The organism is Chthoniobacter sp., from assembly GCF_040003245.1.
Lineage (GTDB): Bacteria > Verrucomicrobiota > Verrucomicrobiia > Chthoniobacterales > Chthoniobacteraceae > Chthoniobacter.
This window is the reverse complement of record NZ_JBDUCX010000145.1, coordinates 1-16,674: the sequence shown is the minus strand read 5'-3', so window position 1 is coordinate 16,674 and position 16,674 is coordinate 1. Positions and strand designations below refer to the sequence as shown.

The 16,674-nt window shown below is 63.1% G+C and carries 16 protein-coding genes; 12 read left to right on the top strand and 4 right to left on the bottom strand.

Annotated elements, in window-relative coordinates; all coding sequences use genetic code 11:
• From waaF to ABJF10_RS19030, 12 genes are all read left to right on the top strand, one after another.
• On the top strand, nt 1–1,116 hold a 1,116-nt coding region (gene waaF / locus ABJF10_RS19085), incomplete at its 5' end, for a lipopolysaccharide heptosyltransferase II (protein ID WP_348546196.1).
• A gap of 17 nt (nt 1,117–1,133) precedes the next feature.
• Nucleotides 1,134–2,120 carry a MoxR family ATPase gene (locus ABJF10_RS19080; RefSeq protein WP_348546195.1) on the top strand — a complete coding sequence of 329 codons (987 nt, stop codon included), beginning with the start codon at nt 1,134–1,136 and terminating at the stop codon, nt 2,118–2,120.
• A 29-nt stretch (nt 2,121–2,149) separates the two neighbouring features.
• Complete coding sequence (locus ABJF10_RS19075) at nt 2,150–3,049, top strand: DUF58 domain-containing protein (protein WP_348546194.1); 900 nt, start codon at nt 2,150–2,152, stop codon at nt 3,047–3,049.
• Nucleotides 3,046–3,618 carry a DUF4381 family protein gene (locus tag ABJF10_RS19070; RefSeq protein WP_348546193.1) on the top strand — a complete coding sequence of 191 codons (573 nt, stop codon included), beginning with the start codon at nt 3,046–3,048 and terminating at the stop codon, nt 3,616–3,618. The genes ABJF10_RS19075 and ABJF10_RS19070 overlap by 4 nt, the downstream gene beginning before the upstream one ends.
• Entirely contained in the window at nt 3,615–4,637 is a 1,023-nt protein-coding gene (locus ABJF10_RS19065) for a VWA domain-containing protein (RefSeq protein ID WP_348546192.1), read from the top strand. Before ABJF10_RS19070 ends, ABJF10_RS19065 begins: the two co-directional genes overlap by 4 nt.
• Entirely contained in the window at nt 4,634–6,760 is a 2,127-nt protein-coding gene (locus tag ABJF10_RS19060) for a VWA domain-containing protein (RefSeq protein ID WP_348546191.1), read from the top strand. The genes ABJF10_RS19065 and ABJF10_RS19060 overlap by 4 nt, the downstream gene beginning before the upstream one ends.
• A 3-nt stretch (nt 6,761–6,763) precedes the next feature.
• The gene (locus tag ABJF10_RS19055) at nt 6,764–8,581 is read left to right on the top strand and encodes a BatD family protein (RefSeq protein ID WP_348546190.1); all 1,818 of its coding nucleotides are present in this window, start codon (nt 6,764–6,766) and stop codon (nt 8,579–8,581) included.
• The gene (locus ABJF10_RS19050; RefSeq protein ID WP_348546189.1) at nt 8,562–9,341 is read left to right on the top strand and encodes a tetratricopeptide repeat protein; all 780 of its coding nucleotides are present in this window, start codon (nt 8,562–8,564) and stop codon (nt 9,339–9,341) included. The genes ABJF10_RS19055 and ABJF10_RS19050 overlap by 20 nt, the downstream gene beginning before the upstream one ends.
• Nucleotides 9,338–10,129 (top strand): DUF3108 domain-containing protein, encoded by a 792-nt coding sequence (locus tag ABJF10_RS19045; protein WP_348546188.1) that lies wholly within the window; start codon nt 9,338–9,340, stop codon nt 10,127–10,129. Before ABJF10_RS19050 ends, ABJF10_RS19045 begins: the two co-directional genes overlap by 4 nt.
• 15 nt (nt 10,130–10,144) lie before the next feature.
• A complete protein-coding gene (locus ABJF10_RS19040; protein ID WP_348546187.1) occupies nt 10,145–10,681 on the top strand; it encodes an FUSC family protein in 537 nt (178 codons plus the stop codon).
• A gap of 110 nt (nt 10,682–10,791) precedes the next feature.
• Nucleotides 10,792–11,679, top strand: a complete 888-nt coding sequence (locus ABJF10_RS19035; protein WP_348546186.1) for a DMT family transporter — start codon at nt 10,792–10,794, stop codon at nt 11,677–11,679.
• A gap of 32 nt (nt 11,680–11,711) precedes the next feature.
• Entirely contained in the window at nt 11,712–13,328 is a 1,617-nt protein-coding gene (locus tag ABJF10_RS19030) for a PQQ-binding-like beta-propeller repeat protein (RefSeq protein ID WP_348546185.1), read from the top strand.
• Nucleotides 13,329–13,438: 110 nt separating this feature from the next.
• Here ABJF10_RS19030 and ABJF10_RS19025 read toward each other — a convergent pair whose 3' ends face one another.
• From ABJF10_RS19025 to ABJF10_RS19010, 4 genes are all read right to left on the bottom strand, one after another.
• Nucleotides 13,439–14,407, bottom strand: a complete 969-nt coding sequence (locus ABJF10_RS19025; RefSeq protein ID WP_348546184.1) for a peptidoglycan-binding protein — start codon at nt 14,405–14,407, stop codon at nt 13,439–13,441.
• Nucleotides 14,408–14,445: 38 nt separating this feature from the next.
• Entirely contained in the window at nt 14,446–15,207 is a 762-nt protein-coding gene (locus ABJF10_RS19020; RefSeq protein ID WP_348546183.1) for an N-acetylmuramoyl-L-alanine amidase, read from the bottom strand.
• Nucleotides 15,208–15,274: 67 nt separating this feature from the next.
• On the bottom strand, nt 15,275–16,054 hold the full coding sequence (locus ABJF10_RS19015) for a proteasome subunit alpha (protein WP_348546182.1): 780 nt from the start codon (nt 16,052–16,054) through the stop codon (nt 15,275–15,277).
• A 3-nt stretch (nt 16,055–16,057) separates the two neighbouring features.
• Nucleotides 16,058–16,674 (bottom strand): proteasome subunit alpha (locus ABJF10_RS19010; protein ID WP_348546181.1); only part of this gene is annotated, 617 nt, incomplete at its 5' end.

Here is a 16,674-nt window from a genome sequence, read left to right as displayed (position 1 = left end):
CCGGAGGATTGGTTCTGGGTGCACAATCGCTGGAAAACGCCGAAGCCGAAATTCCTCCTCACGACTTACAAGCGCGGGGTCGCCCTGCCGGCGGACATGACTGCACCGGACTTGCAGCCGTTTCGCATCTTGATCCGGGGCAGCAACTGGCTCGGCGATGCGGTGATGAGCGTCCCGGCGGTGCGCGCCATCAAGCGCGGGCGGATGGATGCGCACATTACCATCCTGACCCCGGCGAAGCTGGCCGATGTGTGGAAAACCGTCGCGGAGGTGGACGAAGTCATGACGATCGAGCCGGGCGAAAGCGTCTTTGCCGTGGCCAGGCGTCTGCGCTGGACATTCGACGTGGCGATTCTGTTTCCAAATTCCCTGCGTGTGGCGCTGGAAGTATGGCTGGCGGAGGTTCCGCGCCGCGTCGGCTATCCGGGCCACAACCGTCGCAGGCTGCTCAACCAAGTGTTGGCACCGAAAAAGAAAAAGAAGGAGGCGCAACCGCCGCGGCATCAGGTGCATCACTATCTCGCGCTGGCGGAGTTTGTCGGCGCGGACATCCAGGGCGCGCTGGATCGACCGGTCGAAAAACAACGGACGAAGGATGCGCGTCCGGTCATCGGCCTTTGCCCGGGAGCGGAATATGGACCGGCCAAGCGCTGGCTGCCGGAGCGTTTCGCCGAGGTGGTGCGGATCGTCCACGAATGCACCGAGGTGGAATGGAAGGTCTTCGGTGTGGAGAAGGATCGCCCCGTGACCGATATGATCGTTGCCGCGGCCGCCGTGCCCTGCACCGATCTGGTCGGCAAGACGACGCTGTCCGAATTGATGGAGGAATTGCGTGCGTGCGATCTGCTGCTCACGAATGACACCGGCACGATGCACCTGGCCTCTTATCTCGGTGTGCCGACCGTGGCGATTTTTGGTTCCACCGAGCCGACGCTGACCGGTCCGCTCGGCGCGCCTCATCGCATCCTGCGCCACCACGTCGAATGCAGTCCCTGTTTCCTGCGGGAATGCCCGATCGATTTTCGCTGTATGCACGCGATTGGTGTCACCGAGGTCGTCGAGGCGGTGTTGACTGCACTTCCAGATCGAACGGAACGCCCCGCCGCGCTGTCATAGTCAGCCCGCATCTTTACATGAGTACGACCCAGGAAATTACCGAGCAAGTCAAGCAAGCCAGCCAGTGGATCAAACCGCTGCAGGATGAAATCGCCCGCGTTGTCGTCGGCCAGAAATACCTCGTGGATGGGCTGCTCACCAGCCTCCTCACCAACGGCCATGTGCTGCTGGAAGGCGTGCCCGGCCTGGCGAAGACACTCACCGTGAAAACGCTGGCTTCCTGTATCAACACGGGGTTCCAGCGGATCCAATTCACGCCGGACCTGTTGCCTGCCGACCTCATCGGCACGCTCATCTACAACCCGCGCACCGGCGAGTTCACGACCAAGCGTGGCCCGCTCTTCTCCAACCTGATCCTCGCCGACGAAATCAACCGTGCTCCCGCCAAGGTGCAGAGCGCCCTGCTCGAGGCGATGCAGGAGCGACAGGTGACGATCGGCGAGACGACCTACCCGCTGGCCGATCCGTTCCTCGTCCTCGCCACGCAAAACCCGCTGGAGCAGGAGGGTACCTACCAGCTTCCCGAGGCGCAACTCGATCGCTTCATGCTCAAGCTGAAGGTTGGCTATCCGAGCAAAGCCGAGGAACGCAAGATCCTCGATCTCATGGCCACGAGCACGCCGGATCTCAAGGTGCTCACCGTCACCGAGCCGGCGGACATCATCCGTTCACGCGAGATCGTGAACAGCATCTACATCGACAGCCGGGTGAAGGATTACATCGTCGATGTCGTCTTCGCGACGCGCGAACCGGCGGCCTACAAGCTCAAGCTCGAGGGGCTCATTCGTTACGGCGCCAGCCCGCGGGCGACGATTGCCCTGACGCTGGCAGCGCGCGCCCGGGCCTTCATGGCGGGGCGCGGCTATGTCACGCCGCAGGATGTGAAGAGCGTTGGTCCAGACGTGTTGCGGCATCGCATCATCATCAGCTACGAAGCCGAGGCCGAGGAAAAGACCAGCGAGCAGATCATCGAAACGATTTTTGCCGGACTGCCGGTGCCGTGACCGCCCGCCGTTTAATCGAGTAGCTTCGAATGGAATCCGCCGACGCCATTCTCAAGAAAATCCGCCGCCTCGAATTGAAGACGCGCGGTCTCGTGTCCGCGACGTTTTCCGGGCAGTACCGCAGCGTCTTCAAGGGGCGCGGCATGAACTTCGAGGAAGTGCGCCAGTACCAGCCGGGCGATGAAGTGCGGTCGATCGATTGGAACGTGACCGCGAAGTTTGGCGAAGTGCATGGCGATGCCTACGTGAAAAAGTTCACCGAGGAGCGTGAGTTGACCGTGATGCTGGTGGTCGATGTCAGCGCTTCCGGGGATTTCGGCAGCGTGGAGTTGAGCAAGCGCGAACTCGCCGCCGAGGTGGCGTGCCTGTTCGCGTTCAGCGCGATCCGGAACAGCGACAAGGTCGGGCTCATTCTCTTTTCCGACCATGTGGAGTTGTTCATCGCGCCGAAGAAAGGCCGCCTGCATATCCTGCGCTTGATCCGGGAGATCATTTATTTTGAGCCGAAGGGCCGCGGTACACAACCCGCCGTAGCGCTCAATTACTTGAATCAGGTGCTCCATCGCCGCTCGGTGGTTTTTCTGATCTCGGATTTTCAGGCGCCCAGCTTTTCCCGCGAGCTCGCCGTCACGAGTCGGCGGCACGACTTGATTGCCATCCCGATCGTGGATCCGCGGGAAGAGGAATTGCCCGATGTCGGCTTGCTCACTCTCGAAGACGCCGAGACCGGTGAACAGATCGAGATCGACACCTCCGACCGCAGCGTCCGCCAAAGATTCTTTGAGACCGCAGAGGAGCAAATGGCCGCGCGGTTGCGTGACTTTCGCAAAAAGCGGATCGACGCCATTTCCTTGCGTACCGACCAGGACTACGTGCCCGCGCTGCGCAGCTTCTTTCGCGACCGTGAGCGGCGCCTGCAAATCCGATGAACGTCGCGCTGTTTGTTCCCCATTTCCTGGCGGTGCTGTCGAGTGCACCTGGCACGCCGGCCCCGGCGGCGACACCGGCGCCGCCGGACATCCGCGATATTGCCCCACCGGTGGATGTGTTTCCCTATCCGCCGTGGATGGTGGCCACGGCGATTGCGGTGGCTGTCATTTTCCTGGCGGCGATCATTTGGTTCATCGTGAGCTGGATCCGTCACCGGTCCGGTCCGCCGCCGCCCAGCGCCACGGCCATTGCCCTGCGTGAACTCGAAAAGCTGCGCGCAAAAACAGGGGAGATCGAACCCTATGGCTTCAGCGTTGCGGTCTCCGATGTCCTGCGCACGTTCATCAGCAATGCGAAGTTCAAGCTGCCCGCCACGCGGCTGACGTCGCCGGAATTTCTCGCGGCGATCTCCGGCTCCCAGTTGTTCAGCGCCGACGATCGATCGCTGCTCGGCCATTTCCTCGAGAAGTGCGACATGATCAAGTTTGCGCGCGTCCAGGCGACGAGTTCGGATAACTCCGAGCTGGTGGAGAGCGCGCTGGCTTTTGTCCAGGGAGGCCGGGCATGAAATTCCTCACCGAGGGCCCGATCACCTTTGCGCACCCGTGGTTGTTGCTCCTGTTGCTCGCACTGCCACTAGTGGCGTTGTTCGAGGGTGCCCAAGGCGCTGCACCGGCGGTGATCTATTCGTCGCTGCGCCCGGTGATGGCGCTGGGCAAGCCGCGCCGCTCCCGTATGGGTGGTTTGCTCTTGAGCTTGCTGTTGCTCGCGCTGGCCTTGCTCATCGTTGCGCTCGCCCGCCCGCGGCAGGGCCGTACCTTCAGCCAGGTGCAGGCGAGCGGCATCGATATCATGCTCGCGCTGGATGTTTCCGGGTCGATGATTGCGGAAGACTTTACCATCGGCGGCGAACGCGCGAGCCGGCTCGAAGTGGTGAAGCAGGTCACGCAGAAGTTCATCGACGCCCGCCCGAACGACCGCATCGGCATGGTTGCATTTGCCGGCCGGCCGTACCTCGTCAGCCCGCTCACGCTGGATCATGGCTGGCTCTTGCAGAATCTGGACCGCGTCCGCCTGGGCCTCGTCGAGGATGGCACGGCGATCGGTTCGGCGATCGCCTCGTGCACCAATCGCTTGATCGAGCGGAAGGATTCCAAGAGCCGCATCGTAGTGCTGTTGACGGATGGCGATAACAATTCCGGAAAGGTGTCGCCGCTGACGGCCGCGGAGGCGGCGAAAGCGCTGGGAGTCAAAGTCTACACGATCGGCGCCGGGACGAGAGGGTACGCGCCCATGCCAGTCCAGGATGCCTTCGGCCGGAAGATGTACCAGAACGTGAAGGTCGACGTGGATGAAGACACGCTGAAGAAGATCGCCGAGGGCACCAATGCGAGATTCTACCGCGCCACGGACACGAAGACCCTGACGCAGATTTTTGAGCAGATCGACCAGTTGGAAAAATCGACCGTCGAGATGAAGCAATACACCCAGTACCGGGAACTCTTCCCGTGGCTGCTGGGCGCCGGTCTGAGCGTGCTCGCGGTGCAGGCGCTGCTGGCGCAAACCATGGGGAGCAGGCTGCCATGAGCTTGAGCTTCGGCCAGCCAATGTGGTTCTGGGGCCTGGTCTTTCTGCCGCTGCTGCTCCTGCTCTACGCGCGCAACGAAAGCCGCCGGGAAAAACTGCTCCAGCGACTGGTGGCCTCGCGGCTGCTCGAGCGGCTCGCGGGCACGTTGAGCCTCCGCCGGCGCCGGCTGCGCTTCGCCTTGCTCTTGCTCGGCTTCGCCGCGTTGTTGGTGAGCCTTGCGCAACCTCGCTACGGCTTCACCATGGAGCAAAGCAAACGGAAGGGGCGCGATATCATCATCGCCATCGATTGCTCGAAGAGCATGCTGGCGACCGACCTTGCGCCGAGCCGCCTGGCGAGGGCGAAGCTGGCCACGCAGGACTTGATCGGACAATTGCCCGGGGATCGCGTGGGCTTGATCGCGTTCGCCGGCACGGCTTTTTTACAGGCGCCGCTGACGATCGACTACGGCGCGGTTCTCAATTCCCTCGCGGAACTCGACACCGACGTCATCCCGCGCGGGGGCACCAATATCGCCGCCGCGATCACCGAGGCGGATGCCGCTTTCGGCAAAGGGGAAAGCGACAATCGCTGCCTGATCATCTTTACCGACGGTGAAGAGCTGGAATCCGACGCCGCGGCTGCGGCCTCGGCGGAGAAGGACCACATGCGCATCTTCACTGTGGGGCTGGGATCGGCTGATGGCTCGCTCATCCCGATCCCCGGGCCGGGTGGCGGTACGGCCTTCGTGAAGGACGAAAGCGGGCAGATCGTGAAATCGCGGCTGGACGAAGATCGTCTCAGGAAAATTGCAGAATCGACCGGGGGCTTCTACGTTCACCTCCAGAGTGGTCCCGCGGAGATGAAGCAAATCGTCCGCGACGGCCTCGGCCAAATGAAAGAAAAAGATATCGATGCCCGCCTGTCGCGCCGTCCGATCGAGCGCTACCAGTGGCCGCTCTCCGCGGCGCTGGTGCTGTTGGTCGTGTCGACTCTCATCGGCGAGCGCAAGCGGGCCGTGCGGCGGGCCGCCGTGCCCCTTGCCACCCGCGCCCTGGCGTTGCTGCTCTTGCTGCCGATCGTGGCCCAGGCGAAGAACAGCGGCCTCGAGGCTTACGAGCGCCAGGATTACAAGGGAGCCATCTCGGAATTTGACCGGCAGCTCAAGCAGCAGAGCGACTCCGCGGAGTTGAGCTTCGACCTGGGAGCGGCGGCTTATAAATCCGGCGATTACGCCAAGGCCCTGGAAGCCTTCGCCAAGGCGGTGACCTCGCCCGACCCGAATTTGCGCGCGGCAGCGGAATATAATCTCGGCAACACGCTTTTTCAGCAGGGCCAGCAGCAGCAACAAAAAGAGCGTCGTGTTCGCCAATGGAAGGATGCGCTGCAACACTATGAGCAGGCGTTGAAAGTAACGCCGGATAACAAAGACGCGGAGCACAACCGCGATGTCGTGCGCCAGCTTTTGGAGGAGAAGGAGCCGCCGAAGCCCGAGGATCAAAAGCAACAGCCGCAGGACAAAAAGGACGACCAGAAAAAGGATCAACAGGACCAGCAGCAGCAGCAACAGCAGCAACAGCAGCAACAGCAGGGGAACAAGGACGATCAAAAGAAGGATCAGAAAGATCAGCAACAACAGCAGCAGCAGCAGTCCAAGGGTGGGCAACAACAGCAGGATCAGCAGCAGCAACAACAGTCCCAGAGCCAGCAGCAAAAAGATCAGCAAGGAAACGGGCAGCAGGACAAGGATCAGAAGGGCAAAGACGGCCAGCAGAACCAGCCGCAGCCGCAGGACGGCAAAGGCGATCAAAAGAGAGACGACAAATCACAAGGCTCGCAAGGCGACCAGCAACAACAGGTCCAGCCGAAAGATGGCCAGGGCGAGCCACTCAAGCCGATGCCCGATGAATCCGGCAAGAAGCGCGAAGGTGAAATTCAGGCGCGAGGGAATCCACAACCGGCCGACAAACCGGGTGACCCACTACAAGAGGCGGCGGCTGAGGTCGAGGCCGCCAAGGAAGGCAAAATGACGGAGGCGCAGGCGAGGACTTTGCTCGAATCCTTGAAAGGGGAAGACGAGCGCGTGCAACTTTCCAGGCCCAAGGACCGCAAAGCGGCCGGGCGTAACTTTCGGGATTGGTAATCCATGTTTTCGTCACGCACCCATTTCTATGTTCGCCTGCTGGGAATCGTCTTCCTGACGCTTACTGCCATCGTCGCGGATGCGGCCGATGTCTCCGTGCGGGCCCGCCTGACGCGGACCATCTCGGTGATCGGCGACCCGGTCGAATTACAGGTGAAGGTGAGCGGCGCGCGTCGCATTTCCAATCCGCCGGACGTGACGGTCGATGGCCTGGAAATCCAATATGCCAATCGCGGCGACGAGGCCGTGGTGCGGATGGACAATGGCAGCTTTATTTCCGAGCGGACGACGACCTATTCGTATCAAGTGGTGCCGCAGCGCAACGGCTCGTTCACCATTCCCGCGCTGACGATCGAGGCGGATGGCAGGAGTTACAACACGCAGCCCATCGGCCTCACCGTGCAGCCGAGCAGTGCCACGGATGGCAACCAGGATACCGAAAAAACCGGCTTCGCCGAATTGATCGTGCCCAAGAAGACAGTCTACCTCGGCGAGGCGATCCCGGTGGAATTCCGGCTCTATGTGGATTCGCGGGTGCGCTGGCAGCCGGTGGCCATGCCGGACATCGGCGGCGAAGGATTTACCAAGCAAAAGATGCCCGAACCGCGCAGCGAACAGGTCGAGCGCAACGGCCGCGATTACGACCTGCTTACCTTCAAGACCGTCCTTTCGCCGATTCGCGCGGGCAAGCTCAGCATCGGCCCGGGCGAGATTCAGTTCATTGCGCGCGTGCCCCACGCCCAGCGCAGCGGCGGGCGCAACCCGTTCGGGGATATTTTCAGCGATCCCTTTTTCTCCGCCCAGCAGCAGATGAAAGCGAAGGCTCCGGTCGTGGAAGTGACCGTCAAGCCGTTGCCGCAGGATGGCAAGCCGGCCGATTTCGCCGGGGCGGTGGGCAATTTTCAATTTGCCGCCGAAGGCAGTCCGAAACAGGTGAAGATCGGTGATCCTCTCACCATGAAACTGCGCGTCTCGGGACGCGGAAACTTCGATCGCGTCACGGCGCCGGTCCTCGCCGACGCCGCCGGCTGGCGGACCTATCCGCCGTCGAGCACCTTCCAGGCGGACGATCCGGTGAACGTCACCGGTGCCAAGACCTTTGAGATGGCGGTCATCCCGGAGACCAAAAAGACCGCGACGCCCGAGTTTCACTTTTCTTATTTCGATCCTATTGGGGAGAAGTACGTGACGCTGAAATCCGAGCCCACGCCGCTCGCCGTCGAAGGCGACACGCTGCCCGAGCCGAAGCCCGTCGTCACCACCACTCCCGACAGCGCCGCGCCGCAGCCGAAGAAGCCCGCCGCCGAACCGCGCCCGAATGACATCCTGGGCCTGCGTTACGAGCAGGATGAAGTGCGGGGTTTCGCCCCCTTGTACGAACGCCGCGAGTTCTGGTTTGCACAAGGCGGAGTTGCCGCGTTTTTGCTGGGATTCGTTGCCTTGAAGATCCGCCGCACGCCGGATGCCGCGGTCCGGCAACGCGTGGCTCTCCGGCAGGAGAAGGAAGCCGTGTGGCGCCGTTTGCGCACCGCGGAACTCGGGCACGTCGACTTTTTTGATTCCGCGGCGCGGATCGCGCAGATTCAGACGGCGTTGGTGACTGGGCGGCCGGTGGGCAGTATCGATGCTTTGGCGGTGCGAGCGGCCGCGCCACTGGACGCTGACGCGGCGGAGACGATCGACACTATTTTCAGCGCGCGCGCCGAGTTGCACTACGCGGGCGGCGGCAGCGGCGACGGACAAGTCTCCGCCACCGAACGTGAACGCGTGCTCGGTGCGCTGAAGCAACTGGAGAAAGGCCATGCCAAAAGCGGAGCGTAACCCGAGCCTTTCGTGTGGGAGAACACTGCGCACGATCGCGGCGCTGCTGCTGGCTGTGCTGGCGCTGGGGACCGCGAGCAGCTGGGCCGGCGAATTTGAAACGGCTAACCAAGCCTACGACCAGGGCAAATTCTCCGAAGCCAAAGGCGGCTATGAGAAGCTGCTCGAGAGTGGATCGGGCAGCGCGAATATTTACTACAATCTGGGGAATACCGATTTCCGGCTCGGCTCCGCTGGGCGGGCGATCCTGAATTACGAGCGCACCCTGGCGCTGAATCCCCATCACCCCGAAGCGCGGGCCAACCTGAAACTCTTGCGCGATCAGAATGGTGCGAAACTGCTGCCCCGCACCTGGAATAGCCGGGTAGCGGCCCTGCTGACCCCGCAGGTTTGGACGATGGTGGCGTCGGTCACTGGCTGGATCTTCGCTTTTGGCATCGTCTGGATTGTGATCAGCCGCCGCGACGACAATTTCGGTTTGTGGACATTCTCGCTGGCGAGCGCGTTGGTGTGCGCGGTGGCACTCGTCTCCATCTGGAGCATCGCGAAGGACCAGACGCTGGCCGTCATCACCGCGAAGCAGACGGAGGCGCGACTCGCCCCGGCGGAAAGTGCGGGCGTGGCGGAAGCATTGCCGGCCGGCAGCCAGGTGCGCGTGCTCAGCGAGCGCGGGGAATGGATCTATTGCGAGCTCCCCGGCCTGGGCCGCGGCTGGATCCCCGACGGTGCCGTCGAGCGTGTGAGACCGGTGAAATCATGAGCCGCTGGCTCCTGGCGCTGGTCTTCTGCCTCCTTTCCATACCCGCCTGGGCCGGCGACTGGCGCGATTCCCTGACTTCGGCGCAGCCCGGCAAGTTTCCGCCACCGCGTCCGTGGAAGGGCTTCTATCGCTTCGGTTGGAGCGGTATTTCCGCGGCGCAAGCCACCTTCAATTTTGCGAAGGCGCCCCGCGGCCAGTACCAGTTGAGCATGAGCACGCAGACCACCGGCGCCGTCCGCTCACTCTGGCGCATGGATTCCACGCACACCGCCCTGTGCTCCGCTTCCACACTGCGCCCCGTGAGCTTGCGCCAGACCGAGGTTTACAAATCCGAAACTGAAAACACGCGGGCGGATTTTTCTCCGGAAGGCGTGCGCTATCTCTGCCAGGAGACGCCGTCAAAGGAGCCGCCGCGCAAGGAGCGCCGCTTCAAATTCACCAGCGCCTTCGACCTGCAGACCGCGTTGCTCTTCATTCGCAGCCAGCGCCTCCAGGCGGGCGAACATTACCGCATGGTTGTCTTCCCGGGAAAGGGCGCCTACCTCGCGGACATCGACGTGCTCGGCCCCGATAAATTGAAAGTGCCCGCGGGCAGTTACGACGCGATCAAATGCCAGTTGCACATCCAGGAGGTCAACAAGCGCCTGGAACTCGAGCCGCACAAGAAGTTCCAGCGCGCCTACGCCTGGCTCTCCGACGACCGCGACCGTCTCCTGCTGAAGATCGAGGCCGAGGTCTTCGTCGGCAGTGTGTGGACGGAATTGCAATCCGTGGAGTTTCCGCCATAGGCATTGGGAAGCCCCATGAAGACGCCGACCCTCGCCGAACTGAAGAAGGGGTTTCTTTATCCGGCGCGGACGACGGTGGCGGCGGTGGCGGCCCTGCTCGCCGCCCGCGCCCTCGGAATGGCGGAATACTACTGGGCGCCCGTTTCGGCGGTCATCGTGGTCCAATCGGACTTTGGCTCCTCCCTGCAGTTGTCATGGCAGCGCCTCGTCGGGACGGCCATCGGTGTCACACTCGCTGCGGTGGCGGCGGAAAGCCTGGGGCGCAGTGTGATTGTCTATGCGTGTGGATTGCTGTGCGCCGGCCTGCTGTCGGTCCTGTTACGGCTCGCTCGACCGGCGAATCGCTTCGCCGCGATCGCCTTCACCATCGTCTTCCTCGTCCAGCGCGCCCAGCCCCCGTGGGTCGTGGCGCTGCACCGGTTTGTGGAAGTTTCCCTCGGCATCGTGGCAGGGCTGCTCCTCAGCGCGGTCTGGCCCGAGCCGCCCGCTGCAAATCCGCAAGCGCAACCGATCGAGCCCGGCCGATCCACCCCGGAACCACCCCCCACATGAGCACGAAAAACGTCGCCACTGTCCGCGGCGTCGGCTGCTCGGCTCCTTCAAACATGGCTCGCTGCGGCTGCGTCGCCGCTTCGTGATCCCCGCCTTTTTGATTTCCCGCCATGCCTCAATTCCGTCTCGTCCTCCTGACGTCGATCACGATGATCGCTTTCGCCGGCAACTCCCTGCTGTGCCGCTTGGCGCTCCAGCACACCACGATCGATGCGGCGACCTTCACTACTGTGCGGTTGCTGTCCGGCGCGCTCACGTTGTTCGTGGTGACGGCGCTGCATCGCCATGACCGTCCCAATGGCGGAAATTGGCTCTCGGCTTTGGCGTTGTTCGTTTATGCGGCGGCCTTTTCTTTTGCCTATTTGAGCCTCCCGGCCGGCACCGGCGCGTTGCTGCTCTTTTGCGCCGTCCAGACGACGATGATCGGGCACGGCATCGCGACCGGTGAGCGGCTGCATCGCTGGCAACTCGCCGGTCTGTTCCTGGCCTTGGGTGGGATGGTGTGGTTGTTTCTACCGGGGGTGGTCGCACCCCCTTTCGTCGGCTCGGTTTTGATGATTAGCGCGGGGATTGCTTGGGGTATCTACTCGTTGCGCGGGAAAGGGCGGGGGGATCCGACCCTCGTGACGGCAGGGAACTTCCTGCGTGCGGTGCCGATCGCCGTGGGGGTCAGCGTTTGGCTTTATCGTCAGGCGTCTTTTGATCGCCATGGATTGAGCTACGCGATCGCTTCCGGTGCGCTCACTTCCGCGTTGGGCTACGTCTGTTGGTACACGGTTTTGCCCTCGGTGAGCGCGACCAAGGCGGCGACCGTGCAACTCAGCGTGCCGATCATAGCTGCATTGGGCGGCATCGCATTTTTGCACGAGGCATTTACCCTGCACCTGGCTTTGGCGGCGCTGGCGATTCTCGGCGGGATTGCGCTCGTGGTGTTGATGAAGCCGAAGGCGGGGGTCGCTGGCGACGGCGCGGAACATTCGCCAAAAGCCGAGCATTAGGCGCCAGAGGGGATATAAGTAGCACCCATTCCATGTCCGACACCTCTCTCCCAACTTCCGTCCACCCTCCTGCGACCCGCGGTCATCGACTGTGGTTTCTCAAGATCGTTGCGGCTCTGGCGGTCGTCGCTCTCACGATCATCCGCCTCCAGCCGGAACTGGAGCGAAACTTCAAAAGTTGGCTGACCTCCGGCGTGGTCATTCTCGCCGCCCTACTGGGATTGATCTGGTTTCTCTTCCTCAGCCGCTTCCGGGGCCGGACCCGACTGGCGACCGCCGCTGCTCTGGTAGTCGGCTTCTTTGGGTTGAAAGCGATGCTGCGCGTCGACGGAACGGTGAATGGAACCGGTATGCCGAAGCTGGCCTGGCGCTGGAGCGCGCCGCATGCGCCCCATCTCACGGCGGCGCAATCCCCCGCCGGCTCCACTCTCACGCCGTCCGTAGCTGCCCTTCCGGATGTCGCCGACGTCCCGCAATTCTTCGGCCTCCACCGTGACGGGCTTTCGCCGTTCACCCGCCTGGCCCACGATTGGAACCTCACGCCGCCGCGGCAACTCTGGCGGCAACCGATCGGCGCCGGTTGGTCGGCCTTCGCGGTCGTCGACGGTCGCGCTTACACTCAGGAACAGCGGGGCGAGGAGGAGGCCGTCACGTGTTATGAATTGGCCACTGGCAAACTCCTCTGGGTGCACACGAATCCCGTGCACTTCGATCAATGGCAGGGAGGGGATGGCCCGCGCGCCACGCCCACGGTGCAGGAGGGGCGGGTCTTCGCTGTCGGTGCCACGGGTATCCTCGACTGCCTCGAGGCGGAGAGCGGCCGGCTCGTCTGGTCGCGCGATGTGCTGAAGGAAAACAAACTGCAAAACCTCATCTGGGGCGTGAGCGCTTCTCCACTCGTCTTCGACGACAAGGTGGTCGTCACCGGCGGGCTGACCGATGGCCCCACCGTGCTCGCCTATCGCCGGTCCGACGGCGAGCGGTTGTGGCGCGCCGGCACCGACAAGGCCAGCTACGCCTCACCCATTCTGGCGACTCTAGCCGGTCGCCGCGTGGTCCTCTCCTTCAATGCGGGCTCCCTCACCGCGCATGATCCCGCCACCGGCGACGTCCTGCTCAATTATCCGTGGTCCGACGGCAAGATGCCCAAAGCCGCGCAACCGATCGTGATCGACGGCCATCAGGTCTTTGTCTCCGCCGGCTACGGCGCGGGTTGTGAGTTGATGGAGATCAAGGCGGGTGCGGACGGCAAGCTGGTCGCATCGCGAGTATGGAAGAACGTCCACATGAAGACCCAGTTCAACAGCGCGGCCTTGCGCGAAGGTTTTCTCTACGGCCTTGACGACGGTTTGCTCGCCTGCGTCGAGATCGCCACGGGCGCCCGCAAATGGAAAGACGGGCGCTACGGCTCCGGGCAGACCTTGCTGGCCGGCGACCTGGTGATCATCCAAAGCGAACCAGGTCCGGTCGTCCTCGCCGAAGCCCGGCCCGACGGCTTCAAGGAACTCGGCCGCATCCCGGCCTTGAGCGCCAAGACGTGGAATTATCCCACCCTCGCCGGGCGCTACCTGCTGGTGCGCAACAGCGAGGAAGCGGTGTGTTACGAGCTGCCGGTGGAGAAGGATGCCGTGGCGGTGGGCGCTCGGTAGGAAGTGTTCACGGGCTTTATCGAACGGTCGGAATTGTCAGGCTCAAGACATCGCGAGTGATCAATACCCACGGCGTTGCCCTGGGCTGGCTTGTGGCGGGCCGTTGGCCCTTACCGCCGGTCCACCCAAACCCCGCGGAAGACATGGTGAGACGTGCGGAACTCGAAGCCGAATTGAGCCGCGCCGCCGGCGCCGCTGTTGTCGCGCGGGAGCAGGCGCAGTTCGCTCAAGGTCTCGAGGTCGAGGCGGCCGGTGAGCGTCAGGCGGGCGGAACGCTGGTAGGAGAGCAGCGCTTCTTCGGTGGCGGGGCCGGGCAGGCCGTCGACGATGTCGCGATAGTAGCCGCGATCGGCCAGCTTCGATTGCACGCGGCGCAGCGTGTCCTGCTGCACGGTCACCGGCGCATTGGCATAAGGCGTCCCGGCGAAAAGCACAGGGAAATCCGCGCTGGGCGCGTCGAGCGGGGCGGGGGGCGGGATCACCGATGGATCACGATCGCGATAGCTGGGCGTTCCCGGGTCGTGGTAGCCGCCGGAATTGGCCGGATCGCGATACCCGCCGGAATTGGCCGGATCGCGATACCCGCCGGACGTTCCCGCATCGCGATGGCTGGCGATCGACGGGTCGCGATACGCGGGCGTCGGGGCAGACGCCGGCTCGTCGACATTGGCCGCGCGGTTCCGGTTCTTGCTTTCCTCCCGCTGAAGGAAGGCCCGGTCGCTTTCCTCGACCGATTCATCGCGACGGATATTGACCGGTGGGGAGGCTTTGGCTTGGGCGGGCTGTCTGGGCGGCACTTGGGCAACTAAAGCCGGAACTTGGGCCTTCGGCTTGCTCGCTGCCACCATCCCCAGCGACGCCAGCGTTTCCTGGCTCAAGGTGCCGGTGACCTCCAGGCCATTGCGAATCTGGTAACGACGGAGGGCGGATGTCATCTCCGCGCCGTTCTGTCCGTCCACGTCGCCATAGTAAAAGCCCTGGCTCTTCAGTTCCGTCTGGACGTTCCGTACCTGATCATCCGCGAAAGCGGCGGAGGTGATTACCAGGGTGGCCAGGGCGCAAAAAAGCTTGGTTTTCATGGCAGATGCGAAGTTGGACGCGTCTCGCGCCACATTATTCAATTGCCGGCTTTAGCCAGTTTGGTGGGGACGACCGTCGGCTGCGGACGGGTCTTCTGGTAGCTCATGATGCCCTCGGCGATGGCGCTGGCCAGCCGTTGGCGGTATTCCCCGTTGGAAATCAGTTGGGCCTCGAGCGGATTGTTGATGAATCCGCCCTCGACGAGCACCGCCGGGCAGCGCGTATGGCGCACGACATAAAGTTCGCGGCTCTTGATCCCGCGATTGACCGCGTCCGTCCGCAAAACGAGCGACGCCTGGATGAAGCCGGCCAGCGTTTCGCCGTTATCGAGCGGGGGCGCGTCGGCCTTGTTGAAGAAGCCGGCCCACGTCCACGAGTCGTCCGGCAACACCTTCGCCGGGGCGTAAAAGGTTTCCACGCCGGTCGAAAGCCGGTCCTTGGCGTGATTGAAATGGACGCTGACGAAGATCCCGTTTTCCAGCCGGTTGGCGATGGCCGCGCGCTCTTCCAGCGGGATGAAAGTGTCGTCCCGGCGAGTCATGATCACGGGGAAATTGAAAGGCTTGAGGATCTTCTCGACTCGGAGTGCCACATCGAGGCTCAGGTTTTTTTCGGTGAGACCATTCGCAGTGGCACCGTCATCCTTGCCGCCGTGACCGGGGTCGAGCACGACGGTGGGCAGGGTATTGAGCGCCGCCTCGATCCGGGCTTCGGTGGATGGCCCTTCGTCGGGGGCCACAATAAAGGTCAAACACCCTGCAAGAACGACGAGACCGACACAGGGCATGGCGTTCTTCATGCGGAAAGTCTTCCATAAGAATGCCGGAAAGCCAAATGCCCTTTTACGGTGCGTTCTCACACTTGTTTTATCGCTTTTCGAGCTGGGGACGGACTTCGGCATCGCGCAGGGCCCGCCAGGTGGCGGCGGTGCCGCTATCGGTCAGAATGGCAGCTTCTACAGAGGCGCCGGCCAGTTGCTCGGTCCGGTGTTTGGCCAGATCCTCGTCCGGGGGTAGGTCGTCACTGGGCTCGGCGGTCAGGGCCAGATGGCCGATCGTCCAGGCATCCAGGGCCATTTCGAGGGCCTTTTCCAGAGTAGTGGCGGGAAGCTTCTGCTTGCGCAGGAACTGCTCCATCCTAGTCGTCGAGGCGGCGGTCCCAGAAACCACGCCAAACTCCTCAAAAGCCCGGCCAAAGGCGCCGCCATTGGTGTGAATCGAACCGTCGTAATCCAGCCGCAGGAAGGTGTTCGGCGCGCCGTTGTGGCCGAGCTCGGCAAAAAGCATGCGGGCGAGATAGGGGGCTCCGTAGACCTGCTCAAAAGCCGCCTTGAGGGCAGGGGAGAGCGAGTAGTTCGCCAGCCGGCGCAGGGAGACATCGTGCGCCGAGCGCGCGAAACCCTCGGTGCTGGTGATCTCAATGGCGGTCATCCGCAGCCGCTCGATATCGCCGGGGTGCCCAATCGTCCCCAAGCCGATGCGATCGTAGATCTCGTAGAGCTTCTGCCGTTCGCGCCCGAGGGTGAAAAGCAGGATGCCGCCGCGATAGCTCAGCGCCGCAATAGGGCTGCCCCCCGCGAGCTGATGCTCGATGTATTCGCGCCGGTTGGCGATGGCTTCGACCCAGCGATACGGTTCCTCGATCATGGGTTACGGCACCTCCCGTTTGAAGATGCGGGCGAGGTCCTTTTCCGCGAGGGTGCGGATGCCCGCCTTGGAGATGATCTTGATGATGGGATACACCTTGCCGCGGCGATCCACGCCGCCGGTGGCGGTGTCGTTTTCCGCGGCGGTGTCGAGGGCGCGCAGGGCGAGGACGATGGCTTCGGATTCGCGGCGCTTGGTGAGCGGCTTGCTGCCCCAGGTGTTTTCGTAATAGAGCACGCTGCGCACGGCGGGTGAGCCGGAGCCGGTGGCGGCGAAGTCGGCGGCCTCGAATTGGGCGCCCATGGCGTCGTAGAAATAGAGCCGGGCGACTTCGGCGACGTCGTCGTAAGCGGCGAAGATCGGGACGACCACGCCGACGCCTTGGAGGACGAAGCTGAGGTTGTCACGCAGCAGCTTCGAGAGGGCGCGCACCTTGCCTTCGAGACTCATTTCCTGGAGCTGGCTGCGGCGGTAAAATTGAAACGAATGCTCGAGCACGCGCGCCATTTCCCACGCGGTCGCGGGCACGCCGGCGATGGCCATGAGCGAGTGACGGTCAATTTCGAGCACCTTGTCCGCGCGGTCGTACATGATCGTGTTGCCCGCGGTGGCGCGGCGGT